This is a genomic window from Micromonospora sp. NPDC049171 (assembly GCF_040648275.1).
Classification (GTDB): Bacteria; Actinomycetota; Actinomycetes; order Mycobacteriales; family Micromonosporaceae; genus Micromonospora.
This window is the reverse complement of record NZ_JBEZDJ010000020.1, coordinates 142,497-167,888: the sequence shown is the minus strand read 5'-3', so window position 1 is coordinate 167,888 and position 25,392 is coordinate 142,497. Positions and strand designations below refer to the sequence as shown.

The 25,392-nt window shown below is 71.1% G+C and carries 23 protein-coding genes; 14 read left to right on the top strand and 9 right to left on the bottom strand.

The window, feature by feature from the left end:
* Positions 1-559: 559 nt before the first annotated feature.
* From AB0B14_RS24760 to AB0B14_RS24735, 6 genes are all read left to right on the top strand, one after another.
* Complete coding sequence (locus tag AB0B14_RS24760; RefSeq protein ID WP_357524433.1) at positions 560-3,628, top strand: S8 family serine peptidase; 3,069 nt, start codon at positions 560-562, stop codon at positions 3,626-3,628.
* Positions 3,629-4,011: 383 nt separating this feature from the next.
* Positions 4,012-5,346: a transcriptional regulator gene (locus AB0B14_RS24755; protein ID WP_357063495.1), complete on the top strand. Its 1,335-nt coding sequence runs from the start codon at positions 4,012-4,014 to the stop codon at positions 5,344-5,346.
* A gap of 17 nt (positions 5,347-5,363) precedes the next feature.
* The gene (locus AB0B14_RS24750; RefSeq protein WP_357063492.1) at positions 5,364-5,738 is read left to right on the top strand and encodes a hypothetical protein; all 375 of its coding nucleotides are present in this window, start codon (positions 5,364-5,366) and stop codon (positions 5,736-5,738) included.
* A 237-nt stretch (positions 5,739-5,975) separates the two neighbouring features.
* On the top strand, positions 5,976-6,212 hold the full coding sequence (locus tag AB0B14_RS24745) for a hypothetical protein (RefSeq protein ID WP_357524431.1): 237 nt from the start codon (positions 5,976-5,978) through the stop codon (positions 6,210-6,212).
* Positions 6,213-6,349: 137 nt separating this feature from the next.
* A complete protein-coding gene (locus AB0B14_RS24740; protein ID WP_357524429.1) occupies positions 6,350-7,693 on the top strand; it encodes a serine hydrolase domain-containing protein in 1,344 nt (447 codons plus the stop codon).
* A 46-nt stretch (positions 7,694-7,739) separates the two neighbouring features.
* A complete protein-coding gene (locus AB0B14_RS24735; RefSeq protein WP_357063483.1) occupies positions 7,740-8,354 on the top strand; it encodes a hypothetical protein in 615 nt (204 codons plus the stop codon).
* A gap of 45 nt (positions 8,355-8,399) precedes the next feature.
* Here AB0B14_RS24735 and AB0B14_RS24730 read toward each other — a convergent pair whose 3' ends face one another.
* The 3 genes from AB0B14_RS24730 to AB0B14_RS24720 are packed head-to-tail and all read right to left on the bottom strand — an operon-like array spanning position 8,400 to position 10,245.
* The gene (locus tag AB0B14_RS24730) at positions 8,400-8,981 is read right to left on the bottom strand and encodes a DUF4291 domain-containing protein (protein WP_357524427.1); all 582 of its coding nucleotides are present in this window, start codon (positions 8,979-8,981) and stop codon (positions 8,400-8,402) included.
* A gap of 45 nt (positions 8,982-9,026) precedes the next feature.
* On the bottom strand, positions 9,027-9,263 hold the full coding sequence (locus AB0B14_RS24725; RefSeq protein WP_357524425.1) for a pyridoxamine 5'-phosphate oxidase family protein: 237 nt from the start codon (positions 9,261-9,263) through the stop codon (positions 9,027-9,029).
* A 49-nt stretch (positions 9,264-9,312) separates the two neighbouring features.
* On the bottom strand, positions 9,313-10,245 hold the full coding sequence (locus AB0B14_RS24720) for a LysR family transcriptional regulator (protein ID WP_357524423.1): 933 nt from the start codon (positions 10,243-10,245) through the stop codon (positions 9,313-9,315).
* Between the two features lie 122 nt (positions 10,246-10,367).
* Between AB0B14_RS24720 and AB0B14_RS24715 the strand changes: the two genes are divergently transcribed.
* Positions 10,368-11,630 (top strand): MFS transporter, encoded by a 1,263-nt coding sequence (locus AB0B14_RS24715; RefSeq protein WP_357524421.1) that lies wholly within the window; start codon positions 10,368-10,370, stop codon positions 11,628-11,630.
* A 7-nt stretch (positions 11,631-11,637) separates the two neighbouring features.
* Positions 11,638-12,378 carry a hypothetical protein gene (locus tag AB0B14_RS24710; protein WP_357524419.1) on the top strand — a complete coding sequence of 247 codons (741 nt, stop codon included), beginning with the start codon at positions 11,638-11,640 and terminating at the stop codon, positions 12,376-12,378.
* A 24-nt stretch (positions 12,379-12,402) separates the two neighbouring features.
* Here the strand turns inward: AB0B14_RS24710 and AB0B14_RS24705 are convergent, their stop codons facing one another.
* Positions 12,403-13,305, bottom strand: coding sequence for a hypothetical protein (locus AB0B14_RS24705; RefSeq protein WP_357524417.1), 903 nt, complete (start codon positions 13,303-13,305; stop codon positions 12,403-12,405).
* Complete coding sequence (locus AB0B14_RS24700; RefSeq protein ID WP_357524415.1) at positions 13,302-13,703, bottom strand: hypothetical protein; 402 nt, start codon at positions 13,701-13,703, stop codon at positions 13,302-13,304. Before AB0B14_RS24700 ends, AB0B14_RS24705 begins: the two co-directional genes overlap by 4 nt.
* A 72-nt stretch (positions 13,704-13,775) precedes the next feature.
* On the opposite strand from AB0B14_RS24700, the gene AB0B14_RS24695 reads away from it, so the two are divergent.
* Complete coding sequence (locus AB0B14_RS24695) at positions 13,776-16,574, top strand: CHAT domain-containing protein (protein WP_357524413.1); 2,799 nt, start codon at positions 13,776-13,778, stop codon at positions 16,572-16,574.
* A 31-nt stretch (positions 16,575-16,605) separates the two neighbouring features.
* Here AB0B14_RS24695 and AB0B14_RS24690 read toward each other — a convergent pair whose 3' ends face one another.
* Positions 16,606-17,748, bottom strand: a complete 1,143-nt coding sequence (locus AB0B14_RS24690) for a tetratricopeptide repeat protein (protein WP_357524411.1) — start codon at positions 17,746-17,748, stop codon at positions 16,606-16,608.
* A 91-nt stretch (positions 17,749-17,839) separates the two neighbouring features.
* Here AB0B14_RS24690 and AB0B14_RS24685 point away from each other — a divergent pair, with 91 nt between their 5' ends.
* Entirely contained in the window at positions 17,840-18,652 is an 813-nt protein-coding gene (locus AB0B14_RS24685; RefSeq protein WP_357524409.1) for a hypothetical protein, read from the top strand.
* Positions 18,653-18,676: 24 nt separating this feature from the next.
* On the opposite strand, the gene AB0B14_RS24680 is transcribed toward AB0B14_RS24685, so the two are convergent.
* Positions 18,677-19,672 (bottom strand): hypothetical protein, encoded by a 996-nt coding sequence (locus AB0B14_RS24680; protein WP_357524407.1) that lies wholly within the window; start codon positions 19,670-19,672, stop codon positions 18,677-18,679.
* Between the two features lie 219 nt (positions 19,673-19,891).
* Between AB0B14_RS24680 and AB0B14_RS24675 the strand changes: the two genes are divergently transcribed.
* Entirely contained in the window at positions 19,892-20,728 is an 837-nt protein-coding gene (locus tag AB0B14_RS24675) for an RNA methyltransferase (protein WP_357524446.1), read from the top strand.
* On the opposite strand, the gene AB0B14_RS24670 is transcribed toward AB0B14_RS24675, so the two are convergent.
* The gene (locus AB0B14_RS24670) at positions 20,718-21,254 is read right to left on the bottom strand and encodes an alpha/beta hydrolase (RefSeq protein WP_357524405.1); all 537 of its coding nucleotides are present in this window, start codon (positions 21,252-21,254) and stop codon (positions 20,718-20,720) included. The two genes, AB0B14_RS24675 and AB0B14_RS24670, sit on opposite strands and share 11 nt — an antisense overlap.
* A 51-nt stretch (positions 21,255-21,305) precedes the next feature.
* Positions 21,306-22,886, bottom strand: coding sequence for an NAD(P)/FAD-dependent oxidoreductase (locus AB0B14_RS24665; protein ID WP_357524444.1), 1,581 nt, complete (start codon positions 22,884-22,886; stop codon positions 21,306-21,308).
* Between the two features lie 125 nt (positions 22,887-23,011).
* On the opposite strand from AB0B14_RS24665, the gene AB0B14_RS24660 reads away from it, so the two are divergent.
* From AB0B14_RS24660 to AB0B14_RS24650, 3 genes are all read left to right on the top strand, one after another.
* Positions 23,012-24,268, top strand: coding sequence for a hypothetical protein (locus AB0B14_RS24660; RefSeq protein ID WP_357524403.1), 1,257 nt, complete (start codon positions 23,012-23,014; stop codon positions 24,266-24,268).
* Between the two features lie 33 nt (positions 24,269-24,301).
* Positions 24,302-24,742 carry a hypothetical protein gene (locus AB0B14_RS24655; protein WP_357063446.1) on the top strand — a complete coding sequence of 147 codons (441 nt, stop codon included), beginning with the start codon at positions 24,302-24,304 and terminating at the stop codon, positions 24,740-24,742.
* A gap of 68 nt (positions 24,743-24,810) precedes the next feature.
* The gene (locus AB0B14_RS24650) at positions 24,811-25,383 is read left to right on the top strand and encodes a GNAT family protein (RefSeq protein ID WP_357063444.1); all 573 of its coding nucleotides are present in this window, start codon (positions 24,811-24,813) and stop codon (positions 25,381-25,383) included.
* Positions 25,384-25,392 lie beyond the last annotated feature (9 nt).

Sequence of the window (25,392 nt, the reverse complement as noted above, 5' to 3'; positions counted from 1 at the left end):
GACCGGCACCACCTACAACGAGACCACCGCCTGGACACATCACCCCAACACCGCCACTGCTTGACACCTAAGCACCTGGGATGTCTTTGCTCTGCACCCGCGGATGCGACGGCCACGGTCCGTCACTGGCGCGTATCGGGGTGCAGAGCAAAGGCAGTCAGGAGCCGTCCGGCGATGTGCCCTGATGTTCGCTCAGGCGATCGTCTCTGCCACGAAGATCCCTCTGCCGGCGCGGCCGACGGGCTCACCACTTTCGATCATGGTGTCGACGCTTGCACAGGCAGGGCTGTTTGCCGCGTACCCCTCGGGGTTCTTTCGGTCGTCCTGCTGGCGGTGGGGGAGTGCCCGCGAGGCTTTGCCCAGGTGTTCGCCCTGCTCCGGGGGCATCGGGAAAACTTGATCTAGGCGCGGCCGACAGATCGTGATCTTATACGCACCGGCGATCCGTAACACCGTGCAAACCGTCGATTAACCGTCGGCGGCTTAGGTGGGGGAGCGCTCCCATGAGCGGGTCGCGATCGAGGAACAGCTCCACAAGGGAGCCATTGAAAGGAGCCTCGTGGCTACAGGCACGAGCGGAAGCAGGCTGCGGAGACTGGCGATACCGTCGCTGGTCGTCGCGCTGATCACCGGCACCACAGGCGTTGCGGGACCGGCATCGGCGGCCCCAGCGGGCAGCGGCACCAGCTACTTCACCGCTGGGCACGACAAGAAGGTCACCCTGACCGACGGGGCTGATCGCCGACCCGGCGGCCGGAACGCGGCCAGCCAACGGGCCGCGGTGGACGAGACCGGTTCGGGCATGTACGTCGTCGAGCTGGCCGAGGACCCGCTGACCGCGTACACCGGCGGTGTGGCCGGGCTGGCGCGGACCCGTCCGGAGGCCGGCAGCCGGCTGGACGCGACGTCGTCGCCCTCGCGGGCGTACCGCGGACACCTCGACGCGCAGCGCAAGGCCGTCGCGGACGCCGCTGGCGTCACGGTCAAGGCGGCGTACACCGCCGCCTTCAACGGGTTCTCGGCGAAGCTGACCGCACGGCAGGCGACCACCCTGCGGGCGGACAAGCGGGTCCGCGCGGTGACCGCCGCGCGGGCCCTCGGCACCCCGACGCCGCCGCCCACCGCGCCGTCGCCGACCGCCCCGAGCGCCGGTGCCCCGGCCGCCACCGCTCCGGCCGCGCCGGAGCGCGCCCCGGCGGGAGGTCCCGCCGGCAAACCGGCCAAGCCTGGCCCCGGTACGGGCGCGGGCATGGTGATCGGTGTCCTGGACACCGGCATCTGGCCGGAGAGCGAGTCGTTCGCCAAGAAGATGACGGCCCCCTCGACCTGGCACGGCACCTGCCAGACCGGTGTGGCCTTCGTGGCCGAGCACTGCAACGGCAAGATCGTCGGAGCCCGGTACTTCGCCGACACGTGGCTCGCGGACGGCGGCTCGGTGCCCGACGGCGAGGTGCTGTCCCCCCGTGACATGTCCGGGCACGGCACGCACACCGCCTCCACGGCCGCCGGTCTGCCGATTCCGAACGTCACGATCGACGGTCGGCGCTTCGGCCCCGTCTCCGGGGTGGCGCCGGACGCCCAGATCGCCGTCTACAAGGTGCTCTGGGGCGGCATGGGCTACGACGCCGACATCATCGCCGGCATCGACGCCGCCGTCGCCGACGGCGTGCAGGTCCTGAACTTCTCGATCGGCAGCGAGCTGGGTGACTGGGAGGCCAACACCCCCATCGGCACCGCCTTCCTCAACGCCACGTTGGCGGGAGTCTTCGTGGCGGCGTCGGCCGGCAACACCGGCATCGTGAGCGGGGCGATCAGTAACGCGGCACCCTGGGTGACCACGGTCGGCGCGGCGGTGACGAACCTCGACGAGGCCACCGTCAAGCTGGGCGACGGCACGAAGCTCGTGGGTGGTTCGCTGGACGCACTGCCCGGCGGCGCCTCGCGGTCGATGGTCTTCGGCGAGCAGGCCGGTACGCCGGATCTGGGTGCGGTCTACTGCGAACCGGGCAGCCTCGACCCCGCCAAGATCAAGGGCAAGGTCGTCGCCTGCGCGCTGTCCGACATGTTCGGTTCCGCAGCCGAGATCAAGGCCAAGGGCGGAGCGGCGATGGTGGTCTTCGACCCGGTCGGCAACTACCGGATCAACTCCATCTTCAACTTCCCGGTCGTCTACCTGCCGACCGAGAAGCAGGCCGGCACGCTGTTCAACTACCTGATGCGCCACCCCACCGACGCGACGGTGTCCCTGCGCACCGGCGGTGACGGCTCCAGCGTCCCGGGCGTGCCCAGCGTCGCGGACTTCTCCTCCACCGGCCCGGACAGCGTGGCCGTCGGCGTCGTCAAGCCGGACCTGGTCGCGCCGGGTTCGGACATCATCGCCGCGGTCTCACCGGCGGGCAACTTCGGGCGGGCGTACGACGCGTACTCCGGCACCTCGATGGCCTCACCGTACGTAGCCGGCGCGGCCGCCGTTCTGCGTGCCACGCATCCGACCTGGTCCCCGGGCCGGGTCGCCTCGGCGCTGCGCACCACCGCCACCGACACGGTCGGCACCAGCAGCCCCCTGGACCAGGGCAGCGGTTTCATCAACCTGGCCGGGGCCACCGATCCCGGGCTGGTCATCGAGCCGACCGTGGCCGACCTGGTCGCCTTCAGCGAGACGGCCGTGCCGGACGGCAAGGAGCTCAACCTGCCGGGCATCTCGCTGCGCGAGTACGACGGGACCCGCCCGGTGACACTCACCCGCACCCTGACCAACGTGGGCAAGGAGCGGGAGACCTACCGTTCGTCGGTGTCCGGCCTGAAGGGCATGAAGGTCACCGTGTCGCCGGCATCGGTGACGGTGGCGCCCGGCAAGTCCGCGACCGTGACCATCACGCTGCGTCGCGGCAGCGCGCCCTGGGACCGGTACGTGACCGGGTCGATCGGCTGGCGCGGCAAGGCCCACAGTGCCCGGATCCCGGTCACCGCCCGTCCGTGGGGCATCATGCCCCGACCGTACGGTGACGACGGGGAGGAGTTCGGCCGGATGACCAGCGGTGCGTTCGGCTTCGTCCAGCCCGGCTTCAGCGGACCGCTCGCCGGTCGCAGCACCGGTTACGCGCCGATGCAGCGCGAGTCGTACTCGATCCCGGCGGGCGTCTACGGCGGCGTGTTCGACCCGAAGGCCGCTGGCGTGAAGAAGTTCGACTTCACCGTGCCGGCGAACACCGCCGGCATCATGGTCGAGACCAACGCCGACGACCCGAACACCAACCTGGACCTCTACCTGTACCGGGGCGACACCCTGGTCTACAGCAGTGACAGGTACTGGACCAGCACGGAGCAGGCGTACAAGTTCCTGCCCGAGCCGGGGCGCTACACCGCGTACGTGTTCGCACAGTACCCCGGTGGCCCGGTCGTCGACTTCCAGTTCGGTCACGCCATCATCGGCCGCAACGCGAAGTACACGGGTGCCACGCTGACGCTTCCCCACACGGTGGAGCGCGGCTCGTCGCAGCAGTTCAACCTCAAGCCGAACAAGCCGCTGCCCGCTGGCGACTTCTGGGCGTACACCGAGTACAGCAGCACCAACGGAACGGTCATCCCCGGCAACCTCGTCTACACCCAGCAGAGTGCCTGGGAGTAACGGGTAGCTGAGCGTGGGGCGGTGCCGAGCGGCACCGCCCCACGGTCCTTTCCGGCACCCGGCCCACCGGTTAGGTCATGACGTACGCCGGCCGGCGTCGGTCACTCATTGGTCGAGCCCGCGCCGCACCATCGACGCGTCTTGTGGTCAGCCCCTCGTACTGGCATTCTGACGTGGCATTCCGGCATTCCGGACCACCGCGTATCCGTCGGGTGCGGGTAGGGCGCGCAGGTAGCTTCTCTTACTGTTGGCGTGCACGTCGGCGAGGCTCGGTGGGCGGTGAGGGGATCATCATGCCGCGGTCGGTTGATCCGGTTGACCCCAACACGTTGCTCAGCGACGCCCGACGCCGACTCCTGTCACCGAGTGGTTCGGGGCGGCGGATGTCTCGGCAGGAGGTTGCCGAGGCGGTCAACAACTACCTGTGGGTTACCTACGGCATACGAACCTGCCTGGACGGCAACCACGTGGGAAAGCTTGAACGTGGGCAGTATCGATGGCCGCAAACCGCGACCCGGGAGGCCTTCCGGGCGGTATTGAACGCAGCTCACGATGCTGACCTGGGCTTCTACATCAACCGTAGAGAACGTCACGCTGACAACTTCGGGGGCGGGATGCCCCCAGGTGTGGCCGCCGTGGCCGATGAAAACCGCGATGCCGGGTCGCCGGCAGGCGCGGAGATCACGGACACTGGCGATATGAACCGCCGTGAGTTGCTACGCCTGCTTAGCCTGACGGGAACGCTCCTCGCCGCGCCCGTTCCTGGCGGCCAGCTCGATTGGGCGCGCATCGAATCTTCCAGGGACGGATCCAAGCGTCTTTCTTCAGCCACTCTGCGCGAGTTTGAAGGGCTGAACGCCCACCTGTGGACGGTCTTCGGCGCAGCCGGCTCCAAGACGGCAGTGGCACCGCTGGTGAACAGTCAGCTCAGCACGCTCACGGCCAACCTACGTCGCCCTCAGACGACTGCCGTACGCCGACGGCTCTGCGAGATCGCTGCCGATTTGCTTCAGTTGGCCGGTGAGATCGCCTTCGACGCAAGCGCGTACGACGAGGCGGCCCACTGCTACACCTTGGCCGGGGCGGCTGCTAGGGAGGCGGGTGCCTACGACCTCTGGGCGTGCGCGATGATTCGTCACGCTTTCATCAGCGTCTACGAGCGCGACTTCCGGCAGGCCATGCCGATGCTTGAGGCTGCGGCTGGCTTGGCGGTCAACGGTGACAGCGGGTTGTCGACCCGTCAGTGGGCACATGCCGTGCGGGCGCAGGCGTTCGCGGGCCTGGGAAACCTTGGTGACTGTCGACGGGCGCTCGGCCAGGCCGAGGAAGTCGAGGCCCTACCTGGGCGGGTCCACAACGGTGGATGGTTGCGCTTCGACGGGTCGCGGCTCGCCGAGGAGAGCGGAGCCTGCTACGCCGAACTGGGGCACCCGGACCTGGCTGAACCGATTCTGTCCGCCGCGCTGTCGCAAGAGCTCTCCGTACGGCGGCGTGGAACCGTTCTAGCGGATCTCGCGCTGGTCGGGATCCAGCGGGGCGACGTGCATCAGGTTGTGCTATACGGTGGCGCCGTTCTTGATGTTGCCCGGCAAAGCCGCTCGGGTGTGGTCGCGGCCAAGCTGAGTCGGCTTCAGCACCACCTGCGGCCGTTTCTTCGTGACAGTCATGTTCAGAACCTCGACAGACAGATCAGTGTCTTGACAAGGGCATCTAACTGATCGACCAGGGGGACCAGGTGCAGGTTGAGGAAGCGGGACGAGTCTTCCGCGAGGCGTGGGTTGCTGGAGTCCACAGGCACTACCCCGGCGAGCCGAAGCCGGGCTACACCGCGCCCTGGGAGGATATGCCCGAGTGGGAACGGGAGAGCGCTGCGGCCTGCTTCGAGCAGGTCCGCCACTTCATCGAGTTGGCTCGGGGAGCAACCGCGAACCTGACCCGCGAGCAGAAGAGCCGTTTCGTCGCCCTGTGCTGGATCGCGCAGATTTTCAGGCACTTTCCAAACCCCAAGGCTTCTTATGTCGCCGACTGGCCCGACATGCCGGTGTGGCAGCGAGAGACAGACGCGGACATCTTCGAGCACATCGAGCGACTGGTCAGCTCCTCGTCCTGACGTCGCGACGTGCCCCGCATCGTCTTGTTCGCGTCTTGCGATTCTCCCGCCGACCGATAAATCTCCCCGCAACCCTCCCCCTTGATCGACGTTCCCGACACGTCCACGATCCGTGATGGTTGACGTGCCGTCAGCGATGTTCCGGTGCGCCGGTGCGCGGCATGAGCGGTGACGGGACGTGCCTCAGCGAGGGGTGTTCGTGATTACCCGTCGGCGAGAACGAGAGGAACTGCGGCGATGACCGAACCGTCGATGCCCGAGATCCCAACCGTTGTCGTGGCGCAAGTGCCACAGGTCTTCATCCTCATCAGGGAAGAGGCGACAGTCGGATACCTGTTCGACCTTCCTTCCGGCGCGGTGGCGCTCCTGGACGGCGCCAGGGAGATCTTCCGATCGGACTCCCTGGCAGACTTCACCAGGTTCTTCGGCCCGTTGCTGGACCTGAACATTGCGAGAGTCCGACAAGACCTCTAGACGTAGCATCTCGGATGGTCTGGGCTATGGACGGTGGCGGACGTGTCGATTGCCCGCCCGCCACCGGTCGCCTCGACGGGCGTGCCGCTTGTTCGAGTCTCTTGAACCATCCGTGTAACTGGTCAAGAATCGGCGCGGTGGACGACGTGGACTTCTCGTACGGCTGGGCCCCGTTGCTGGGCCACCTCGACCGGCAGGTGTCCTCCGGGCTGCTGTCGCCGGACACGGCGGCGTTGACCGATCTGATGAGCAGCTACCAGGTGCCGGGGGTCAGCATCGCCGTCGGGCACCTGGACGGGCAGGTGTGGGCTGCGGGGTACGGCGTCACCGGTGGCGCGACATCGACCCCGGTGACCGCCGGCACCGCGTTCGCGGCCTGTTCGATAAGTAAGCACGTCGCCGCGTTCGGCGCACTGCGACTGGTCCAGGACGGTGTGCTGGCTCTGGACACCGACATCCGCGCGTACCTCACCTCCTGGCGACTGTTCGACCGCGCGGGCCGGCAACCCGCGGTCACCGTACGGCAGCTGCTGGCGCACACGGCGGGCCTGTCCGACACCTGGTACCGGGGCTATGCCGCGGATCGCGCCCCTTCGCTGTTGCAGGTCCTGGACGGCAGCGGCCCGACGATCACCGCACCGGTCCGGTCGACCCTGTTGCCGGGGAGCCGTTTCCGTTACTCGGGCAGCCACTACTGCGTGCTTCAGCAGTTGCTGGTGGATGTGACAGGCACGGCGTTCGAGGACCTGATGCGCACGCTGGTGCTGGACCCGGTGGCGATGGCCGACAGTAGCTTCGACCAGCGGTTTCCGCACCAGCGGCCGGATCTGGTGGCGCGGGGCCACCACGGCGGCGGCACCGCGGTCCCCGGCGGGTGGCGTACGCAACCGGAGCTGGCGGCGGCGGGACTGTGGAGCACACCGACCGACCTGCTCCGGCTCGACCTCGAGATCGCCCGAGCGGTCTCGGGAGACTCGCGGCTGCTCGACCGCGACCTGGCCACCGAGATGTGCAAGCCGCAGATCCCGGGCGGCGCCTACGGGCTCGGCACCGAGGTCGAGGACCGCGCCGGGTGCCGGCGATTCGGACACACCGGGTTGAACGTCGGCTACACCTGCTTCTCGTACGTGTGGCCGGACAGCGGCATCGCGGTCGCGGCGATGACCAACTCCGAGGACGGCTGGGAGACGCTGGTCAGCATCCGCGCCGCCGCGGACCGTCGGTACGCCACAGGTGTCACCACCGCACCGCCGGGTGACGTGTCGGGCCGCTACGTCCTGCGCGACGACTATCCGATCGACGTCGCGGTCTCCGACGGTCACCTGACCTTCTCCGCGGCTGGGCAGCAACCGGTGGTGCTGCGCGCGGAGCCGGACGGTCGCTACCTCCACCCAGGACTCGACCTGGCGATCCGGTTCCTACCGGCCGACGTCCTGGAACTGCGGCAGGAAGGAATGACCCAAACCGCGAAACGGTCGTGACGGTGACGGATAGCGATTCGATCTTGGTTGCACTACTCTTCCCGCCATGGCCCTGAGTCCAGACCAGTTCTATGACCACGCGATCTCCGTCGCGGACGGCGAACGGCGGCTTCCGCTGGCGGCGGGCATGACCGGATGGGACATCAGCCCATTCGACCAGGACGGGCTACGCGCCGCGCCGCTGCGCCCCCCGGTGGTGCCCGACCCCGCCCGACACGGCGAGGATCCGGCGGAGTGCCGCAACTGCCAGGAGCGTGACGAGGGAATCTGGTTCAACGATCACTGGCGGCTGGCCCGTATCACGGGCGTGGGCGTGCCGCTGGCCCTGATGCTGTACCCGCGCGACCACTACGACATGGCCGACCTCCCCGACGATCTCGCCGCGGAGCTGGGCCTGCTGAGCACGCGGATCGTCCGCCACGTGCAGGCCCTGCCGCACATCTCGCGGGCGCACGTCTACCGCGTCGGAGACGGCGCCGCCCACCTGCACGTCTGGTTCTTCGCGCGGCCCGAGGGCCAGGCGCAGCTCTTCGGATCCTGGCTTGTCGTCTGGGACGACCTCCTGCCGGAGTATCCCGCCGACATCGCCGAGGCGGACGCCGCGATCGTGGCCGACGCCCTGGTCGCCTCGCACGGGGGCCGTCGAACGGCCGCCCCGTGACCGCCCGCCCGCCCGGCTGATCCGGCCGGAGGGCCAGCGCGGTCCTTACTGTCGCTCGGGCACGTCTATGGCGGTGGCGTGCGGGTCGATGTGCAGACCTGCGGCAGCCGCTTCGTCGCCACCGCGCAGCAGGTCTCTGACGCGGTGAACGGTGGGGGTGATGTCCGTGACGGCAACCGTCCACTCGTCGACGTACCGGTCGACAGCCTCGTCGGACAACCCAACCTGTAGCGACCGGTACGGCAGCGCCTTCAGGTGCAGTGACCGTTCCAGATCCCACTGCACCCGTACCGGGCTGGCCTTCAGTTGCCGGCTCCAGGTCGCCCTGTCACCGTGCAGGTCTCGGTCGTAGTGGCTGAGGCAGGCTCGTGCCAGCGCCCACTCGAACCCTTCCCGCGTGATGTCGATCGACAACACGCGTTCCTGCCCTGGCTTGGTGGCCCAGCCGCAGCGGTACATCATCCACAGGAATGACGGCTTGATCCACGTCATCCGGTCCCGCTTGAAGGGGGCCACGAGACGTCCGGCCGCCACCGCTGGCAGCGCGATCTGCGGAGGGTACGCCTGGTACACGGTGATGGTGTCGGCCGAGTGGCGTGCGCGGATCTGCCGGGTGGGGACGGACACGGCCCGATCGTCACCGACCGAGAGTTGACCGCGCAACCGAGATAGCTACTGCGCGGTGCCGGCGAGCAGCCACCGCCGGACGGGGATCTCCAGAAGCACCCGGTCGCTTCCCGTGCTGACGTCCCAGCCGCAGCCGATCCACCAGGTCTCGTCGGCGTAGACGAACCAGACCGGCGTCAGGTGCGGGGAGCCGTCGCGCCGCAACGTACACAGCCAGACGTTCCACTCCCGCGACAGGCGTAGCGCAACGTCCGTCGATGGCATGGTGCGGGGCTCGGTCACCTGGCAAGTCGATCACACCGAGGAGCCGGGGTGCCGGGCACCCGCGCCGTCAGGTGGTCGGTGCCCAGGAGGGGCGCCAGGTCGTCGCGGGGAGCGCAGCCAGGCTTGCGACGTGGTCGATGACCGCCCGCAGGCCGGGGTGCGGGTTCGCCCGGGGGAGGAGAAGCGACAGCGGGTACGCGAGCGTCGGATTCACGATCGGGATGCGGCGTAGGTCGTGGTTCGCCGGCCAGAGGTACCTGTCGCGCGAGCCCACCAGGGTTGCCACGTCGGCGGAGTCCGCGAGGATGTCGAGGAGCACCTCGTCGCCGAAGTGCGGGCCCGCCGCGTCGATGCGCAGGTCGAAGTGGGTTGCGAGCTGGTCGTAGAAGTCCGCCCATTCGCTGCGCGGCGCGATGCCCGGCACCCAGATCCGATGCCCGCGCAGCCGCTGCGGTGTCAGTGATCGGGCGGAGGCGAGCGGGTGCCTCGGGCCGACGAGGAGTTCCAGCGGGGAGTCGAACGCGGGGACCATCCGCACGTCGCGCGGTAGGGCGGCGGGGTCGGTGACCGAGCGGAACGAGGCGTCGATGTCGCCGGCCTGGACGGCGGCGGCCGCCTCGCGCGGGTCGGCGACCCGCAGGGTCACCACGTCGAGGTTGGTCTCCGGATGTGACCGCCAGTAGTCGTGCAGGACGACGGCCTGCGCGGATCGCAGGCCGAGCACGTCGATCCGCAGGGCCCGCGAGCCCGGCCTGATCGCGGCGACGGCACGGTCGACCCCGGCGACGACGTCTCGGGCGTGCGGGAGGAACGCCTGGCCGTCGAGTGTCAGCTCGACTCCTCGGGCGGTACGGGTGAACAGCCGGACGTCGAGCTCACGTTCGAGGGCGGCGATCCGCTTCGACACGGCCTGTTGGGTCACGCCGAGCTCGTCGGCAGCCTGTTGCAGCTGCCCGAGCTCCGACGCCCGGACGAACGATCGCACCGCCTCGGTATCCACGCACCCATTATGCGCACGCACAACCGGCGGTTGTGGCTCGCCCGGGAGTCGGTTGTTTGCTCCCACGGCGGTCGAAGCGGTGGGATGCCCGGATCCGAACACGCTTGTCAGGAGGGAGCCGCATGCGCGTGCGATTGGGGCCCGACTTCGGCTGGCTGTGGTCGGCGTACGGGGTCAGCGCGTACGGCACGTGGCTCGCCTTCGGCGCGTTTCCGCTGCTCGCGGTGCGAGTGCTGGACGCGTCGGCATTCGCCGTGTCGCTGCTGGAGGCGGCGGGGCTCGCCGTCGCGGCGATCGTCGCCGTCTCGCTCGGGCCGTGGGTCGAGCACCGGGCCAAGCGCCCCGTGATGATCACGATGGACCTGGTCCGGTTCGCGGCGATGGCCAGTGTCCCGGTCGCGTACCTTCTCGGCGTGCTGTCGTACGGCCAACTGTTGGTTGTCTCGGTGGTCTGCGGGACGGCGAGCATCGCGTTCACCGCGGCGTCTGGCGCGTACCTGAAATATCTGGTCCGTGGTGAGCATCTCCTGGTGGCGAACGGGAGGTTCGAGGGCACGACCTGGACGGCGATCGCGGCGGGCCCGCCGCTGGGCGGTGCGCTTGTCGGGTTGCTCGGCCCGGTCGTCACGGTCCTGGCCGACGCGCTCAGCTATTTGCTGTCCGCGCTCGCGGTCCTGCGCATCCGGGGCGGCGACGTCGCGGCGCCCCGTGACCGGGTCACCCGGCTGCGCCCGGCCGACCTGCCGCACGGCTGGCGACTCATCCTCGGCGACCGCGTCCTGCGGGGTCTGTTTCTCAACTCGGTGCTGGTCGGCGGCCTCATCATGGCCACCGCCCCGCTGTTGGCCGTTCTCCTGCTCGGCGAGTACCACACGCCGGCCTGGCAGTACGGTCTCGCGTTCGGCATCCCGGCGCTCGGCGGGTTCCTGGGTGCCCGCCTGTCCGCGCGTCTCGTGCGCCGCCACGGCCGACGCCGCGTCATGATCGTCTCCGGGTGGCTGCGCTCGGTGTTCCCCCTCGGTCTCGCGTTCGTCCAGCCCGGCATCCCCGGGCTGGTCACCGTGGTCGTCGTCGAGAGCCTGCTGATCACCTGTATGGGCATCTTCAACCCGATCTACGCGACCGAACGACTGCAACGGACTCCGGTGTCGCACACCGCCCGGGTGCTCAGCACCTGGACTGCCAGCAGCAGACTCCTGCAGGCTGTCCTGATGGTGATCTGGGGTGTGCTCGCCACCCGCACCAGCCCGCTTGCCGCGATCGCCGTCTCCGGCGTACTCCTGCTCGCCACCCCGCTGCTGCTGCCCGACCGGAAGGACTGGTCGGCCCCGGAGCCCGTCGGGCCGGCCGAGCCCGTCCGCGTCGGCCGGGGCGTCAGTGAATGATGGGCGGATGGAGGGACGGGCGTACCTGGAGAAGTACATTGTCGATCGACTGCCGGCCGGAGCTGGTCAGCCGCCGCACGGGCGGACGGTGGACCGTTCGGAGATCCGCGGCGTGGCGGTGGGACTGGTGGCGGCCGGTGCCCTGGCTCAGGAGGAGATGGAACGCATCCTCGCCGACCTGGATCGGGAGTTGGAGCGACGTGGCCGGTTCACCCGCGTCGTGAGGCACATGGCGACCGAGAAGCGCATGTCGACCGAGGGTCGCCTGACGCCCGATCACTGGGCGCCGCTGTCGGTCGAGGCCCGGCAACAGTTGGTGTTACAGCACGGTCGTGACCGCGCGCGGTGGCAGCAGCCGGTTGTCGAGCCTGCCCGGTTGCGGGAGGTGATCTCGCTGGCCGGTCGCACGCTGACGCTTGACGCGGTGCCCGCCACGCTGATCAGCCTGGAACGCTGGTCGACGATGGTCGTGGTGCGGCTGGCGTACGCCGGCACCGACGCCCGTGATCCGGGTTCGCTGGACGGCATGCACGCCCGACTGGGGCGGTGGCGCGGGTGGGACGACGCGGGAACGCAGTACCGGGCCGGCGGCGGCAGCGGCGAAGGGCGCGGGGGCCTGTTCGTGGAGACGGTGGTCTTCGAACCCGGCCCTCCGGACGAGGCGCGCACGCTGACGCTGGCGTACGACCGGGACGGTGGGTCGGAACGCTGCACAGTCGCCCTCGGCGACCCGACGACGCCAGCCTGATCGGGAGCACTCCCGGCTCCGGGATCACCGGTCCTTGCGCAGCAGGACCGTCACCGCCTGTCCGTCGGCCGTGCCGAAGGTGCCGTCGGTGGGATGCCCCAGCGCGGCGCCGAGGGCGCGGACGTGCAGATCGACAACCGCCTCCACCAGGTCGGCCAGCACCGACACCGTGCCGCGGCCCTGTCGCCAACCCGCCACGCCCAGACCGAGGCCGATGACCGCCGCGGGCCACCACAGCAGGCCGAGCGCCAGGTACAGCAGCCCCCAGCCCACCCGTCGGGCGGCCGCGGTGAAGTCGGCCTGGGCGAGGGCGAGCGGGTCCCGGGTCTCCTCGGGCAGCAGCAACCACAGCCGGGGCCAGGCGGCGGCCAGGTCCAGGTCGTAGCAGGCCCGCACCCGTACCGCCGTGGCGAGCATGCGGTCACCGATCCAGGTCGGCCGGTCCGGCTCGGTCAACGCGATCCGGTCGCAGGCGCGGGCGAGCGCCTGGGTGTCCGGCAGCGGCCCGGTGGCGCCGTCGGCGGACCGCAACCGGCGTGCCTTGTCCCGCAGGGCGGCCTCGTAGCGGGCCACGGCGGCGTGCCACCGGCGCCGCCGCCGGCGGGTCACCGCCTCGCCGGCCCGGCCCCAGCCCTGGGTCCACAGGGCCACGACCAGGCGTTCCAGGCTCTGAGCGGCCGTCGCGGCGACGACGCTGGCCAGCACGACACCGAGGACGATCAGCAGCGCGGAGCCGGTGCCCGGGGCCGGTGACCCGAGGGCGAGCCGGTCGATCTCCCGCGCCAGCAGCCACAGGTCCCACCAGTGGGCGTGGCCGAGTCGCACCGCCACGGCGGCCACCGCCACGAACACCACACCGGGCAGCGCCAGGCCGGCGAGCCACCGCTCCGCCAGCTTTCCGCCGAGCGAGGCGATGACCGCGTTCACCGGTCCATCCGAAACGTCGGCAGCGGGCAGTCCCACACGGCGCAGCGCGGCGGCGGGCCAGCGTACGGCCGGGGGATCTCCACCCGGTCGCACAGGTCACCGGGGCACACCTGGACGACCTCCGGGCGGCGGCCGTGGACGCCGGCCAGCGGCAGGTAGTGGTGGCCCCGGACGGCCGTGTCGCCACCGACCAGCCCGCCGAGGCGCATCAACTCGGTCACCTCCGCGAGCACCGCGTCCACGCCCGGGTCGGACACCGGCCCGTCCCGCAGCCGCGCCAGGGCCTGGGCTGGTTCCGGCCCGAGCAGGTCGCCCACCTGCGCGATGTCCGCGCAGATCCGGGCCAGCCGGGCCGCCCGGTCGCCGTCGAGTCGCCTGTCCGGCGCCGATTGACTCATCGGCTGATTATCTCCTGTCGATGTGGCGCGCGGCTGGCAGGCTGGGGGCAACCGCGACGGGGAGGTGCGCCGGTGGGTCGCTTTTCGAGAGACGCCGTCGACCAGTGGCGTCGTGCCGCGGCCAGGCAGCCGCGCGGCGACCGGCGGTGGGCCGAGGCCCAGGTCGAGCTGGGGGCCGCGCTGCTCGACCGGTACCACGCGGGCCAGGCGCGGCAGGACCTGATCGAGGCCACCGTCGTGCTGGAGGCCGCGATCCGCACGATGGCCGACTCCTTTCTGGCCGAGGAGTTGGGTACGCCGCACGGTGTGCGCGCGCTTGCCACGTACACCGACGTGCTGCTGGCCAGAGCCCGGATCGAGAGTGAGCCGCAGCTCCTGGACATCGCCGAGCGGTATCTACGGTTCGCGGAGGACGCCTCGGCCGACCTCGGCAACAGCGCGGTGCTGGGGCTGAAGACCTGCCAGGTCTATCGGGTCCGGCACGACTTCGACGGCTCGGTCGACACGCTCTACCGGCTCACGGCCATCGCCAAGATGGCCGAGCGGTGGATCAGCGAGGAGCAGCTGCCCGTGTTGCGGGGCATCCACGCGGAGGCGCTGTTGCGCGCCCACCAGCTCACCGGTGTGGAGGACTACGTCGACGAGGCGTTGGAGCTGGTGTCCTCGGTGGATACCACCGGGCCCAATCAGGACCAGATCGTCATGCTGCGAGCCCGGTGCCTGCTGGCCCGGGCGGCCGGGACCACCCACACGGCAGATGTCGAACGGGCCGTCGCGATGCTGCGCGACCACAGCCCGCAGAGCATCGACGCACGGTTCCTGGCCGGGCAGACGCTGCTCACCCTGGTCGACCGCACCGGCCGCGCCGAGCTGCTCGGCCAGGCCTGGGAGGAGTTCGCCGCCGCGCTGAACACCGTCGGTGAGCGGCATCCGCACCATCGGACGGCGCTCGCCAGCCTCTCCACCGTCGGCATGAAGACGCACCAACTGACCGGCGACCTCTCCGCCCTGGAGACGGCGATCGGCCTGCTGCGCCGGGCGCTCGCCCTCTCCGTGCGCGGGGAGCCCAACCATGCGTTGTACTCAGACCAGTTGGGTTACAGCCTCCGGTTGCTCTACGACGCCACCGGGGAACCCGCCTACCTGGAGGAGTCGCTCGTCCTGCTGCGGCGGGCGCTGGACGCTCTGCCCGCGCGTGATCCGCACCGCGCCGAGACCGGGTTGTCCATCGCCCAGGCGTTGCGGGCGACCTATCTGCGTACCGGTGAGAAGGCACTGCTCACCGAGGCCGCCGAGCGGGCGCGCGCCGCCGGCCGCGTCGACTCCGGCGCCGTGCCGGTCCGGATCCAGGCCTTCGACAAGGCGGCCTACACGCTGACCGCGCTGGGCCGGTGGAAGGAGGCGACGGAGGCCTTCGACGAGGCCATCACGCTGCTGCCCCGGCTGGCCTCCCGGGGGCGCACCCGACGCGACCAGTACGCCGACCTCGGCTCGACGGCCGGGTTGGCGGCGACGGCCGCCTCCTGCGCCATCGGCGCCGGGCAGCCGGAGCGGGCCCTGGAGCTGCTGGAGCGTGGCCGGGGCCTGCTGCTGCACCAGCGGTTGACGGCGGACGGCGAGTGGGCGGCGCTGCAACGCGCCGACGGGCGTCTGGCGGGCGACTTCCAGCGGATGCGCCGGGACTTCGAAGCACCCGCCCCCGAAACGCCGCGGCCCACCACCTTCGGCCGGGACCGGGAAACCGAGTGGAACGTGCTGCTGGCGACGATCCGGGAGCTGCCCGGCCTGGGCGACTTCCTGCGCCCGCCCAGCGCCCGGCAGTTGCTCGACCAGGTCGACGGCACCGTGATCGTGCCGATCGTGAGCGAGTTGCGCTGCGACGCGCTCATCCTGCGGCAGCACCGCGTGACGGTGCTGCCGCTGCCGGATCTGACGCTGACCGAGGCCATGACGCAGCTGCGCCTGCTCCAGGAGGCCACCACCACGGCCTACGATCCGGCGGCGGACGCGCGGAGCCGGCTGCGCGCCCAGTCGGTGCTCACCGGCGTACTGGAATGGTTGTGGCATGCCCTCGTCGGGCCGGTCCTGGAGCACGTGGACGCGCCCGGGGCGGCCGGCGAGCTGCCGCGTGTCTGGTGGTGCCCGGTCGGCCCGCTGGCGTTCTTCCCCCTGCACGCCGCCCAGGCCGGCGCCGGCCGGTCCGCCCTCGACCGGGTGGTCTCCTCCTACACCCCGACCGTGACCGCGCTCGCCCGCAAACGCACCGGGCCGCGCAGAGCCCGGCCCGACGCCCGGTCCTGCGTCGTGGCGATGCGCGCCACCCCCGGCGGCCCGGGAGCGCTGCCCAGCGCCGAACGCGAGGCCGCGTCGGCGGCGCGGGCGCTGCCCCGAGCGTGGCTCGGGCTGGACGCGACAGCCACCCGGCAGCAGATCCTGGACCGGCTGACCGACTCGGCGTACGCGCACTTCGCGTGCCACGCGGTGGCCGATCCGCACGACCCGGCGCAGGGCCGGCTCCTCGTCCACGACCACCAGGACAACCCGCTCACCGTGACCGACGTGTCCCAGCTCGACCTGGACGCGGAGTTCGCCTTCCTGTCGGCCTGCGCGACCGCCCAGGCCCCGCCGACCCTTGTCGACGAGTCGCTGCACATCACCGGCGCCTTCCAACTCGCCGGGTTCCGGCACGTCATCGGCACCCTGTGGGAGATCGACGACGCGGTCTCCCTCGCCCTGACCACCGCCTTCTACCAGCACGCCGACCCGACCGGGGCGGCGGCGTACGCGCTGCACTCGGCCGTGCGAGGGCTGCGGGACCGCTACCCGCTGGCGCCGACGCTGTGGGCGGCGCACATCCACACCGGCGGCTGAACGCCGCGCACCGGGCCACCGCCCGTCGGCGTCAGCGGGTGAGCCGGACCAGCGCCCGGGCCTTCTCCGTGTGGGGATGAGTCGGGCCGTGTACGCGTTCACATGCGGCAAGCGCGGCCCGCGCCTCCCGACCCGCCCGCGGGTCACCCTGCTCGACCAGCAGCAGGGCGAACAGCGTCCGCATCTCCAGGGTCGCGGGATGGTCGGCGCCCCGGCCCCGTTCGCTGTCCGGCAGCGTGTCGGCCAGCAACCGGATCGCCTCGGCCCGCCGGCCCACTCCGTCCAGCGCCCTGGCCAGGGAGTGCTGGGCGTGCAGGCGTACACCGTCGGTGTTGCTCAGGGCGCGCCCGGCGTCGTCCGCCAGCGTCCGGGCGGCGTCGACCGCCTCGGCCGCCCGGCCGTTGTCGAGCAGGACGACGAGCAGGTTGCTGCGGGCCTGGAGCGACACCGGGCTGATGGGCCCCAACGTCCTGGTCATCCGCTTGACCACGTCCCGTAGGGCCTGCTCGGCCTGCTGGCTGCGGCCCTGCAGGTGCTGGATCCCGGCAAGCTTCAGCTGGCAGGTCAGGGTGTCCGCGTCGTCCCTGCCCAGCGTCCGGGCCATGCCGTCGGCGACCCGCCGCAGCAGCGGCTCGGCCTCGTCGAGGCGACCCAGCTCGATCAGCAACCAGCCGAGGTTGTTGCCGCTGCGCAGCGTCTCGGCGTCCTCGTCGCCCAGCACCCGGCGCCGGGCCGCGTAGACGTCTCGTTGCACCCGCTCCGCCTCGGCGTGGGAGCCGCGCTGCCAGAGCGCGAAGGCCAGGCTGTGCTTGCTGCGCAGGGTGTCCGGATGCTCCGGCCCCAACGCCGAGCTGCGCAACCCGACGATCTCCTGATAGACGGCCACGGCTTCGGCGACGTCGTTGCCGCGCATCAACTCCTGCGCGTAACGGGACCCCGCCTCCAGCGTGCGGGTGTCGGTCGCGCCGTACTGCTCGTGGTAGGCGTGGTATTGCAGCCCGAAGGCGACCGGACCACCGACCGTCTCGGTGGTCGAGCGGCCGCCCTGGGTGACGGTGATCTCGATGACCGGCCCGGACGACGTCGCTTTGGGCGGTGGCTCGTCGTCGCGTTTACGGCTTCGGTTGAACCATCTGCCCACCGCACGGACCTCCCGCAGTGTCGACAACTTCACGACCCGTCATCGACAGCAGACTACGTGTAGACGTCAACCGATATCGGCGGCGGCGAGGGAGTATCGACGCTCGCACGTCAGGAGGTGGGGAGTGCACGTCAGTCTGGCGACGAGCGCGGGTAGGGCCGACCGGCCGAACGAGGACTTCGTCGGTGCGGTGCCCGGCGCTGTCGTCCTGCTCGACGGCGCGGGCATCCCCGGAGCCGAGTCGCTCTGCCACCACGGGGTCGCCTGGTACACCCACCGCCTCGGCGGTGCGCTGCTCGGCCACCTGTCGCCCGACGACGGGCGGGACCTCGGTGACATCCTCGCCACCGTCATCGACGAGATCGCCGCCGAGCACCGCGACACCTGCGACCTCGCCGACCCCAGCAGCCCGCAGGCCACCGTCCTGCTGGCCCGCGCCCACCGGGGCCGCCTGGACTATCTGCTCCTCGCGGACTCCTTCCTCGTCCTCGACCAGGCCCACGGTGCCCCGCAGGTGATCACCGACGAGCGCGAGGCGCTCGCTCGGCGCGACTGCGCGGCCCCCCTGAGCGGCATTGCCCGGGGAACGCCGGAGTACGACCGCGTGCGCGCCTCCTGCGTCACCGCGCTGCGTGCCCGCCGGAACCGACCGGGCGGTTACTGGATCGCCAAGGATGACCCGCGCGCGGCGCGGGAGGCGGTGACCGGCAGCCGGTCCCTTGCCGACCTGAACGGCGTCGCGCTGCTCAGCAACGGCGCCAGCCGCATCGTCAGTCCGTACGGTCTGACCGACTGGCCCGGCGTGCGGGACGTGCTCGCCACCCACGGCCCGTCCGAGGTCGTCCGCCGCGTCCGGCAGGTCGAGGCCGACGGGGGCCCCGACGCGCAGTCCCCGGACGACGCCACGGTGGCGTACTGCACGCACCTGTCGCGCTGACGGTCAGCCGCGAAGCGGACCCGTCTACGGCTGGGAGCGAGGTGCGCACTCGGGTGTGGTCTGGCTGACGTACGAACTGGTGGCCACCAACAGGCCCAGGCCCCACAGGGTGTAGGCCGGCAGCACGATGGCCAGGAACCACCTCGCCCCGTCCACGTTGTTGCCGGTGGCCCAGGCGGTCATGCCGCCGATGCCGAAGTAGGTGGTGAGGCCGGCGCCGAGGAAGAAACCGGGGCCGGCCACCAGCCAGCGCGGGACCTGACGGCCGGCGAGCGGCAGCACCCATCCGGGCCAGATCCGACCCCAGCGGTGCACCAACGCCAGCGGCAGCAGCGTGCCCGCGAGGAGCAGCAGGACAATGAAGGTGATCATGAAGGCCCAGGGGATCTCCGGTGCCTTGCTCGACACGAAGCCGTGCACGATCTCGGCGACGAAGCGTGCCAGACAGGCGGCGACAGTCAGGTATGCGGCGAAGAACGCCCACGATGGCGCAGGAGCGGCCCGCCCCTCGGGCCGGCGACCGTGGACGCGACCGCAGCTCCGGCAGCCGCCGCGGGCCCGCCGCTGCTCCCCGACGGCGACGGCGATGGTCACGGCACCGCCGAGGGCGCCACTGCCCCTCGCCAGCAGGGTCACCCAGTCCAGCGCGTCCAGATCCATCCCGAACAGGCCGCCGAGGATCATCAGGAGGCTCAGCGGGAACATGAACGAGTACAGGACCAGGGCCACGCCGGACACCCAGCCGAGGGCGGCCAGCGCCCATCGGACCCGGCGGCTCCAGTCTCGTTCGGCACCCGACCTGATCAGCAGGATCGCCGTCGTCGACAGCACCGCGGGCACCACGGGAAGCCACCCTCCGGGAAAGAACGACTCACCCGGCTCGGCGAACCGCGGCGCGCCCCGGACGGCCCACCAGGCGTGGACGACCGCGTACGCCGTGACCCACGCGGCGGTGCCCGCGGGAACCCACCTCCGCCAGCCGGCGGTGGTGCGCACGGGCCGTTCTGTCCAGCGGATCATGGACCGATCATCGCTGGCGCCGGCCGGCTCCTCCTCCCCGCCGAAGGGGAACGCCGTGCCTCCGCCGGGGGAGCCGGGGAGGACCGTCACCGGGGCGACTCGTCGCGGAGCGCGCGCCGGGTGCGGTGCCCAGCCACGTAAGCTCGGCGGGTTCTGGTGCGTCGTGGCTGGCCGCACGGCGTGCCGAACAGCGAACGGGCAGACGCGATGGAGGCGGGGTTGGTGGCAGTCCTACGGGTGACGACTCGCAATGCACGGTTCCAACAGTGGGAGGCGCTGCTGGGCAATCGCACCAAGCGCCAGCGCAGCGGCGAGTTCTTCGTTCAGGGCGTCCGACCCATCAAGCTGGCGATCCACCTCGGGTGGCAGGTCCGCCAACTTCTGTATAACGCGGACGCCCACCTGTCGACCTGGGCGCAGGAGACCCTCGACGCGGCCGGCGCGACCAGGGTCGCCGTCGCCGGCGAGTTGATGGTCGAGCTGGGCGGCAAGGTGGAGGGCGCCCCGGAGCTGCTTGCCGTGGTGGCGTTGCCCGACGACGACCTCGGTCGCATCCCGACCGGCCCCGACCTGCTCCCGGTCGTCTTCGACCGGCCGACCAGCCCCGGCAACATCGGGACGCTGATCCGGTCGGCGGACGCCTTCGGCGCGAGCGGCGTCGTCATCACCGGCCATGCCGCCGACGTCTACGACCCCAAAGCCGTACGCGCCAGCACGGGTTCGCTGTTCTCGGTGCCCGTCGTGCGCGTGCCCGGACACCGGCCGGTCCTCGACTGGGTCGCCGCCATCCGAGCCGACGGCGTCGAGGTGCGGGTGGTGGGCACCGACGAGAGCGGGGCGGTCGAGGCGACCGAGTACGACTTCACCCAGCCGACCCTGCTGGTGATCGGAAACGAGACGTCCGGGCTCAGCTCGGCGTGGCGCGACGCCTGCGACCACCTGATCCGGATCCCCATGGTGGGCATGGCCAGCTCCCTGAACGCCGCCACCGCCGGATCCGTCGTCCTGTACGAGGCGGCACGCCAACGAACCGGCGGGGGGCGCGTCAGGCGATGAGTCGGTCGAGCAGGTCGAACTGGTCGTACGGCTGGTCGTAGTCGCCGAAGTGCCCGTCGTCGCGGACGATCTGGGTGCCGCCGAGGCGTTCGAACATGGCACGTCCCTGGCGGTCGTCGCAGCCGTACGGATCCTGGCGCGAGTTGATGAAGGAGATGTCGCGCACGTGCGACCGGATCGCGGCCCAGTCGTAGCTCTGCTGCAGGACCGGCTCCGCACTGGTGTTGGGCGGGGTGCAGTAGCCGGCGACCAGGATCGCCTGGGCAACTGTCACCTCGACGTGCTCCAGGAGCGCCAGGAGGAACGCCGCGCCGCCGGAATGGCCGACCAGGACCGTGTCCTCGTCGAAGCGGTGCGCGCCCAGCACCTTCGGCAGGAACGTGGCGATCGGCTCGACGTTGAGGTCGGGGAGGTGCGGCACCTCGACGGTGTAGCCCCGGGCCGCCAACCGCCCGGCCAGCCAGCGATACCAGCAGACGTCCGGGTTGCCGCCGGTCCCGTGGAAGATGATCGCTCTGCGCCCCACCGTGCCCCCCTCGGATCGAGGGTCTGATCAAACCACGCCCCGCCGACACCGTCAGGCCAGCGGCACCTGCTCGGCCCGGTCGCCGTCGCCCCCGGAGCGGACCCCGACGGGCGTGACGATCGGGGCGGTGACGATCCGGCTGGGCAGCACCGGCGCGTCCCGGCCCGTGCCGCGCCGGTCGCCGCCGGAGGACTGCTCGTGGTAGTCCTGCTCGACGTTGACCGTCCAGACGTCATGCGTACTGCCGGTGGCGATGTTCTCGACGGTGAGCATCGCGGTCAGCATCGAGTGGTCCTGGTTGTTGTAGCGGTGCATGCCGTTGCGCCCCACCGGGTGCACGTTCGGCACCGCCTCGGCCAGCCACGCCCGGATCACGTCCACGTTGTGCTGGTAACTCTCGTCGTACACCGGGTAGGCCTTCGGCATCCGCACGACGTAGCCGGCCTCCACCACGCCGGGCCGGGCCAACCCCAACCCCTCCAGCTCCGCGGTGCCCAGGGCCACGAGGTCGGCATCCGGGGTACGCCACATCTCGTCGTCCTCGAACACGAAGTACTCCAGGCCCAGGCAGGTGCGGCCGTCCTTGACCAGGTACGGCGACCAGGAGCCGAAGTTCTGGATCCGACCCACCCGCACCCCCGGGTCGTGCACGTAGATCCAGTTGTCCGGGAACGAGAACTCCGCCGGCACCACCAGCGCGACCGTCAGGAAGTCGCGGTAGCGCAGGTCGGCGGCGCAGGCCAGCACCTCCGGCGGCGCCGCCGGACGCAGGACGGACACCAGCTCCGAGATCGGCATCGACGAGATCACGTGGTCGGCCGGTTCGGTACGCTGTCCGCCCGCGCCGTTGACCGTCACGCTGGTCGCCCGCCGTCGCGCCGGGTCGCGGTGCACCGCGGTGACCCAGGTGCCCGTCGACACCTGCCCACCCCGGTGGCACACCTGCTCGGCGCAGCGCTCCCACATCATCCCCGGCCCGTACTTCGGGTACTGGAACTCCTCGATCAAACTTGTCACGTCCGTGCGTCGGCGGCTCGGCAGCAGCGCGTTGCGGATCGCCGTGGCCAGCGACAGGTTCTTGATCCGCTGCGCGGCCCAGTCGGCCTGCAACCGGTCGGCCGGCATTCCCCAGACCTTCTCCGTGTACGTCTTGAAGAAGATCGAATACAGTCGCCAGCCGAACCGGGCCGACACCCAGCCCTCGAAGTGCGACTGGTCCCGGGGTGGCCGGAGGCGGGCGCGGGCGTACGAGCCGAGGCAGTGGACCGCCTCGGTCAGCCCCAGGTTGCGCAGCGCGTTCATCGCGCTGAGCGGGTAGTTGAACAGCGCACCCCGGTAGAAGATCCGGCTCATCCGGGGCCGGGTCAGGAAGTCCTCGTCGGGCAGGATCTCGTGCCAGAACGCCTCCACCCGAGGCACCTTGGTGAAGAACCGGTGCCCGCCGATGTCGAACCGCCACCCGTCGCGTTCCACGGTCCGGCTGATCCCGCCGACCACCTCGTCGGCCTCGAAGACCCGGACCGTCCGGCCGTGCCGGAGCAGCTCGTACGCCGCCGTGAGCCCCGCCGGCCCCGCACCGATGACCACCGTGCCGTGCTGCTCGCTCCCGCTGCCGATGTCCCCGCTCCCCACCGTCGTGGGAAACGCCCCGCCTACCCGCTCTGCGTCGAATGTCACTCCTGGTCAACGATCGATTCCGCTCCGGAGTGGCGTCTGGCGGCGGACAACCGGTTGGACCACACTCCGGTGCGGCGGAGATGGACCGGCGGATGGGGGAGCGGGGGCGGATGCACAGGTGGCGCAGCGGCACGGCGAACCTTGCCGTCCGGTTGGCCGTGGTCGGCGACGCCACGGCGCGCGCGGCCCGTCGGGTGCCGGAACCCTGGCCGTACGTCATCGGCCTGTTCCTCGGCGCGAAGCTGCTGCTGACCCTGCTCGGGCTGCTGGTCCTGCACGCCTGGGACGGCGTGCCGGGTGCGCCGCCGCCGGACGAGGCGATGATGTGGGCGCAGCAGCGCGAGATCACCGGGCAGCGGTGGATCTCCTTCTGGTTCGCCTGGGACGGGCTGCTCTACCTGCGGCTGAGCGAGCTGCCCCTGAACCAGCCCTGGAACGACTTCGGCTTTCCGCTGCTCTACCCGTTTCTGGCCCGGCCGGTCGGTGCGCTGCTCGGCGGCGACAACGCGCTGGCCCTGCTGTTGATCAGCAACGTCGCGTTCCTGCTGGCGCTCTGGTACGGCTACCGGCTGGCCGAGCTGCTGCTCGGCGACGCGCCCGCCGCCCGCCGGTTCACCCGGTACCTCGTGCTGTTGCCGACCGCGTTCCTGTTCCAGGCCGCGCTCACCGAGTCGCTCTTCGTCTGTCTCGCGTTGGCCGCGTTCTACCACGCCGAGCGGGGGCAGTGGGTGCTGGTCGGTGTGCTCGGCTACTTCCTGGCGATGAGCCGCTCCGTCGGCCTGCTCGTCGCACTGCCGCTGGCCCTGATCCTGCTGCGCCAGCACGACTGGCGGCTCGGCCCGCGCGCCCTGCTCGGCTACCTGCGGATCGGCTGGCCGTTGCTGCTGCTGCCCGCCGGGTGGTTCACCTTCATGGCGTTCTGCCGGTGGCGCGGCGGGGACTGGTTCGCCTACCAGCACGCCCAGCGCATCGGCTGGGGCATCGAGGTGCAGAACCCGGTGCCGGTGCTGCTGAACGGGCTGACCGGGGAGCCGCACGACGCCGCCCGGGCCCTCTTCGCCGGGGCCGTGCTGGCCGTGCTTGTCGCCGGGTTCCGCCGCCGGGACCTGGCCTACCTGGTGTACGGCGTCCTCATGGTGCTGGTGCCGCTGTCGATGGGCCCGGCGGTCTACCGGAGCCTGCTGCGGTACCTGCTCGCCGCGTTCCCGGTGGCCCTGGTGCTGGCCCGGTGGGCCCGGCACGCCGGCGTCGACGTGTGGCTGACCGCGACGCTCGCCGTGGTGCAGGGCGTGCTGTTCGCGCTCTGGCTCAGCTACTGGACCCACACGATCATCTGATTGGCGCGGCCGTCGGCGGGGCAGGATGAGGCGATGACCGAGCCGCGCGTGCGCCTCGACGACCTCGGGGCCTGGCTGATCAAGGGCAACGCCGACCTGGTCGACCTGACCTCCCGCTTCGCCCGGGATCCGCGGGTGACCAACTGGTGCGTACGCCCCGGCTACCGGGCGCGGTTGATGCGCGCCGGACAGGCGATCGTCTTCTGGGCCAGCGGCAGTCGCGGCCGACTGCCCTACGGCGTGTGGGGGATCGGTCGGGTCACCGGGCGAGCCGAGCCGGGGCCGCCGGGCCAGGCCTGGTCGGTGCCCCTGGACCTGCCCATCCTCGCCGAGCAGGACCGGGTGCCCCGGCTGCGGCTACGCGCCGACGAGCGGCTCGCCGCCCTGGAGGTGTTCCGCCAACCGCAGGCGGCCAACCCGTCGTACCTGACCGTGGCGCAGTTCGCGGCGCTGCGTACCCATCTGCCGAGCTGAGCTGTGCCCGGCGCGCGCACCCGACGGGCCTGTGCGAGGCTGCTTCTCCATATCTCACTGGAGGCCCGGTGTTCGCCCTGCCGCTGACCGAGGACGTCGAGTTGCGCCCGCTGAACCCGTGGCGGGCCGAGGAGTTCCTCGCCAACCTGGATCGGGCGCGGGAGCACATCCAGCCCTGGGTGTCGCCGTCGTTCGTCGCCACCGACCTGCCGTCGGCCCGCGCGGTGTTGCAGCGCTACGCCGACCGGTGGGCCAGCGACACCGGCGGCATCTGGGGGCTGTGGTGGCGCGGCACGCTCGTCGGCGGCGTCATGTTCGTCTCGTTCGACGTGACCCGGGGCGTCTGCGAGGTGGGTTGCTGGGTGGAGCCGGCCGCACAGGGCAGGGGAATGGTCGCCCCGGCGATCCGCCGAATCGTCGACTGGGCGGTCCGCGAGCGCGGCATCCAACGGGTCGAGTGGCGTACCACCGCCGACAACGTGCGCAGCAGGGCCCTGGCCCGGCGACTCGGCCTGCGCCTCGACGGCACCCTCCGCCAGGTCAGCCCGGGCCCGCACGGCCGCATCGACCTGGAGGTCTGGTCGGTGTTGGCTGACGAGTGGCCCGCCGCGCACGCACCGTCCACTGGCGACCGCGAATAGTTGTCATAC

Excerpts from the sequence above, each read along its gene's own strand:
- AB0B14_RS24755 (WP_357063495.1), top strand. The coding sequence starts at position 4,012 with ATGTCTCGGCAGGAGGTTGCCGAGGCGGTCAACAACTACCTGTGGGTT.
- AB0B14_RS24745 (WP_357524431.1), top strand. The coding sequence starts at position 5,976 with ATGACCGAACCGTCGATGCCCGAGATCCCAACCGTTGTCGTGGCGCAA.
- AB0B14_RS24735 (WP_357063483.1), top strand. The coding sequence starts at position 7,740 with ATGGCCCTGAGTCCAGACCAGTTCTATGACCACGCGATCTCCGTCGCG.
- AB0B14_RS24715 (WP_357524421.1), top strand. The coding sequence starts at position 10,368 with ATGCGCGTGCGATTGGGGCCCGACTTCGGCTGGCTGTGGTCGGCGTAC.
- AB0B14_RS24710 (WP_357524419.1), top strand. The coding sequence starts at position 11,638 with ATGGAGGGACGGGCGTACCTGGAGAAGTACATTGTCGATCGACTGCCG.
- AB0B14_RS24700 (WP_357524415.1), bottom strand. The coding sequence starts at position 13,703 with ATGAGTCAATCGGCGCCGGACAGGCGACTCGACGGCGACCGGGCGGCC.
- AB0B14_RS24680 (WP_357524407.1), bottom strand. The coding sequence starts at position 19,672 with ATGATCCGCTGGACAGAACGGCCCGTGCGCACCACCGCCGGCTGGCGG.
- AB0B14_RS24660 (WP_357524403.1), top strand. The coding sequence starts at position 23,012 with ATGGACCGGCGGATGGGGGAGCGGGGGCGGATGCACAGGTGGCGCAGC.
- AB0B14_RS24655 (WP_357063446.1), top strand. The coding sequence starts at position 24,302 with ATGACCGAGCCGCGCGTGCGCCTCGACGACCTCGGGGCCTGGCTGATC.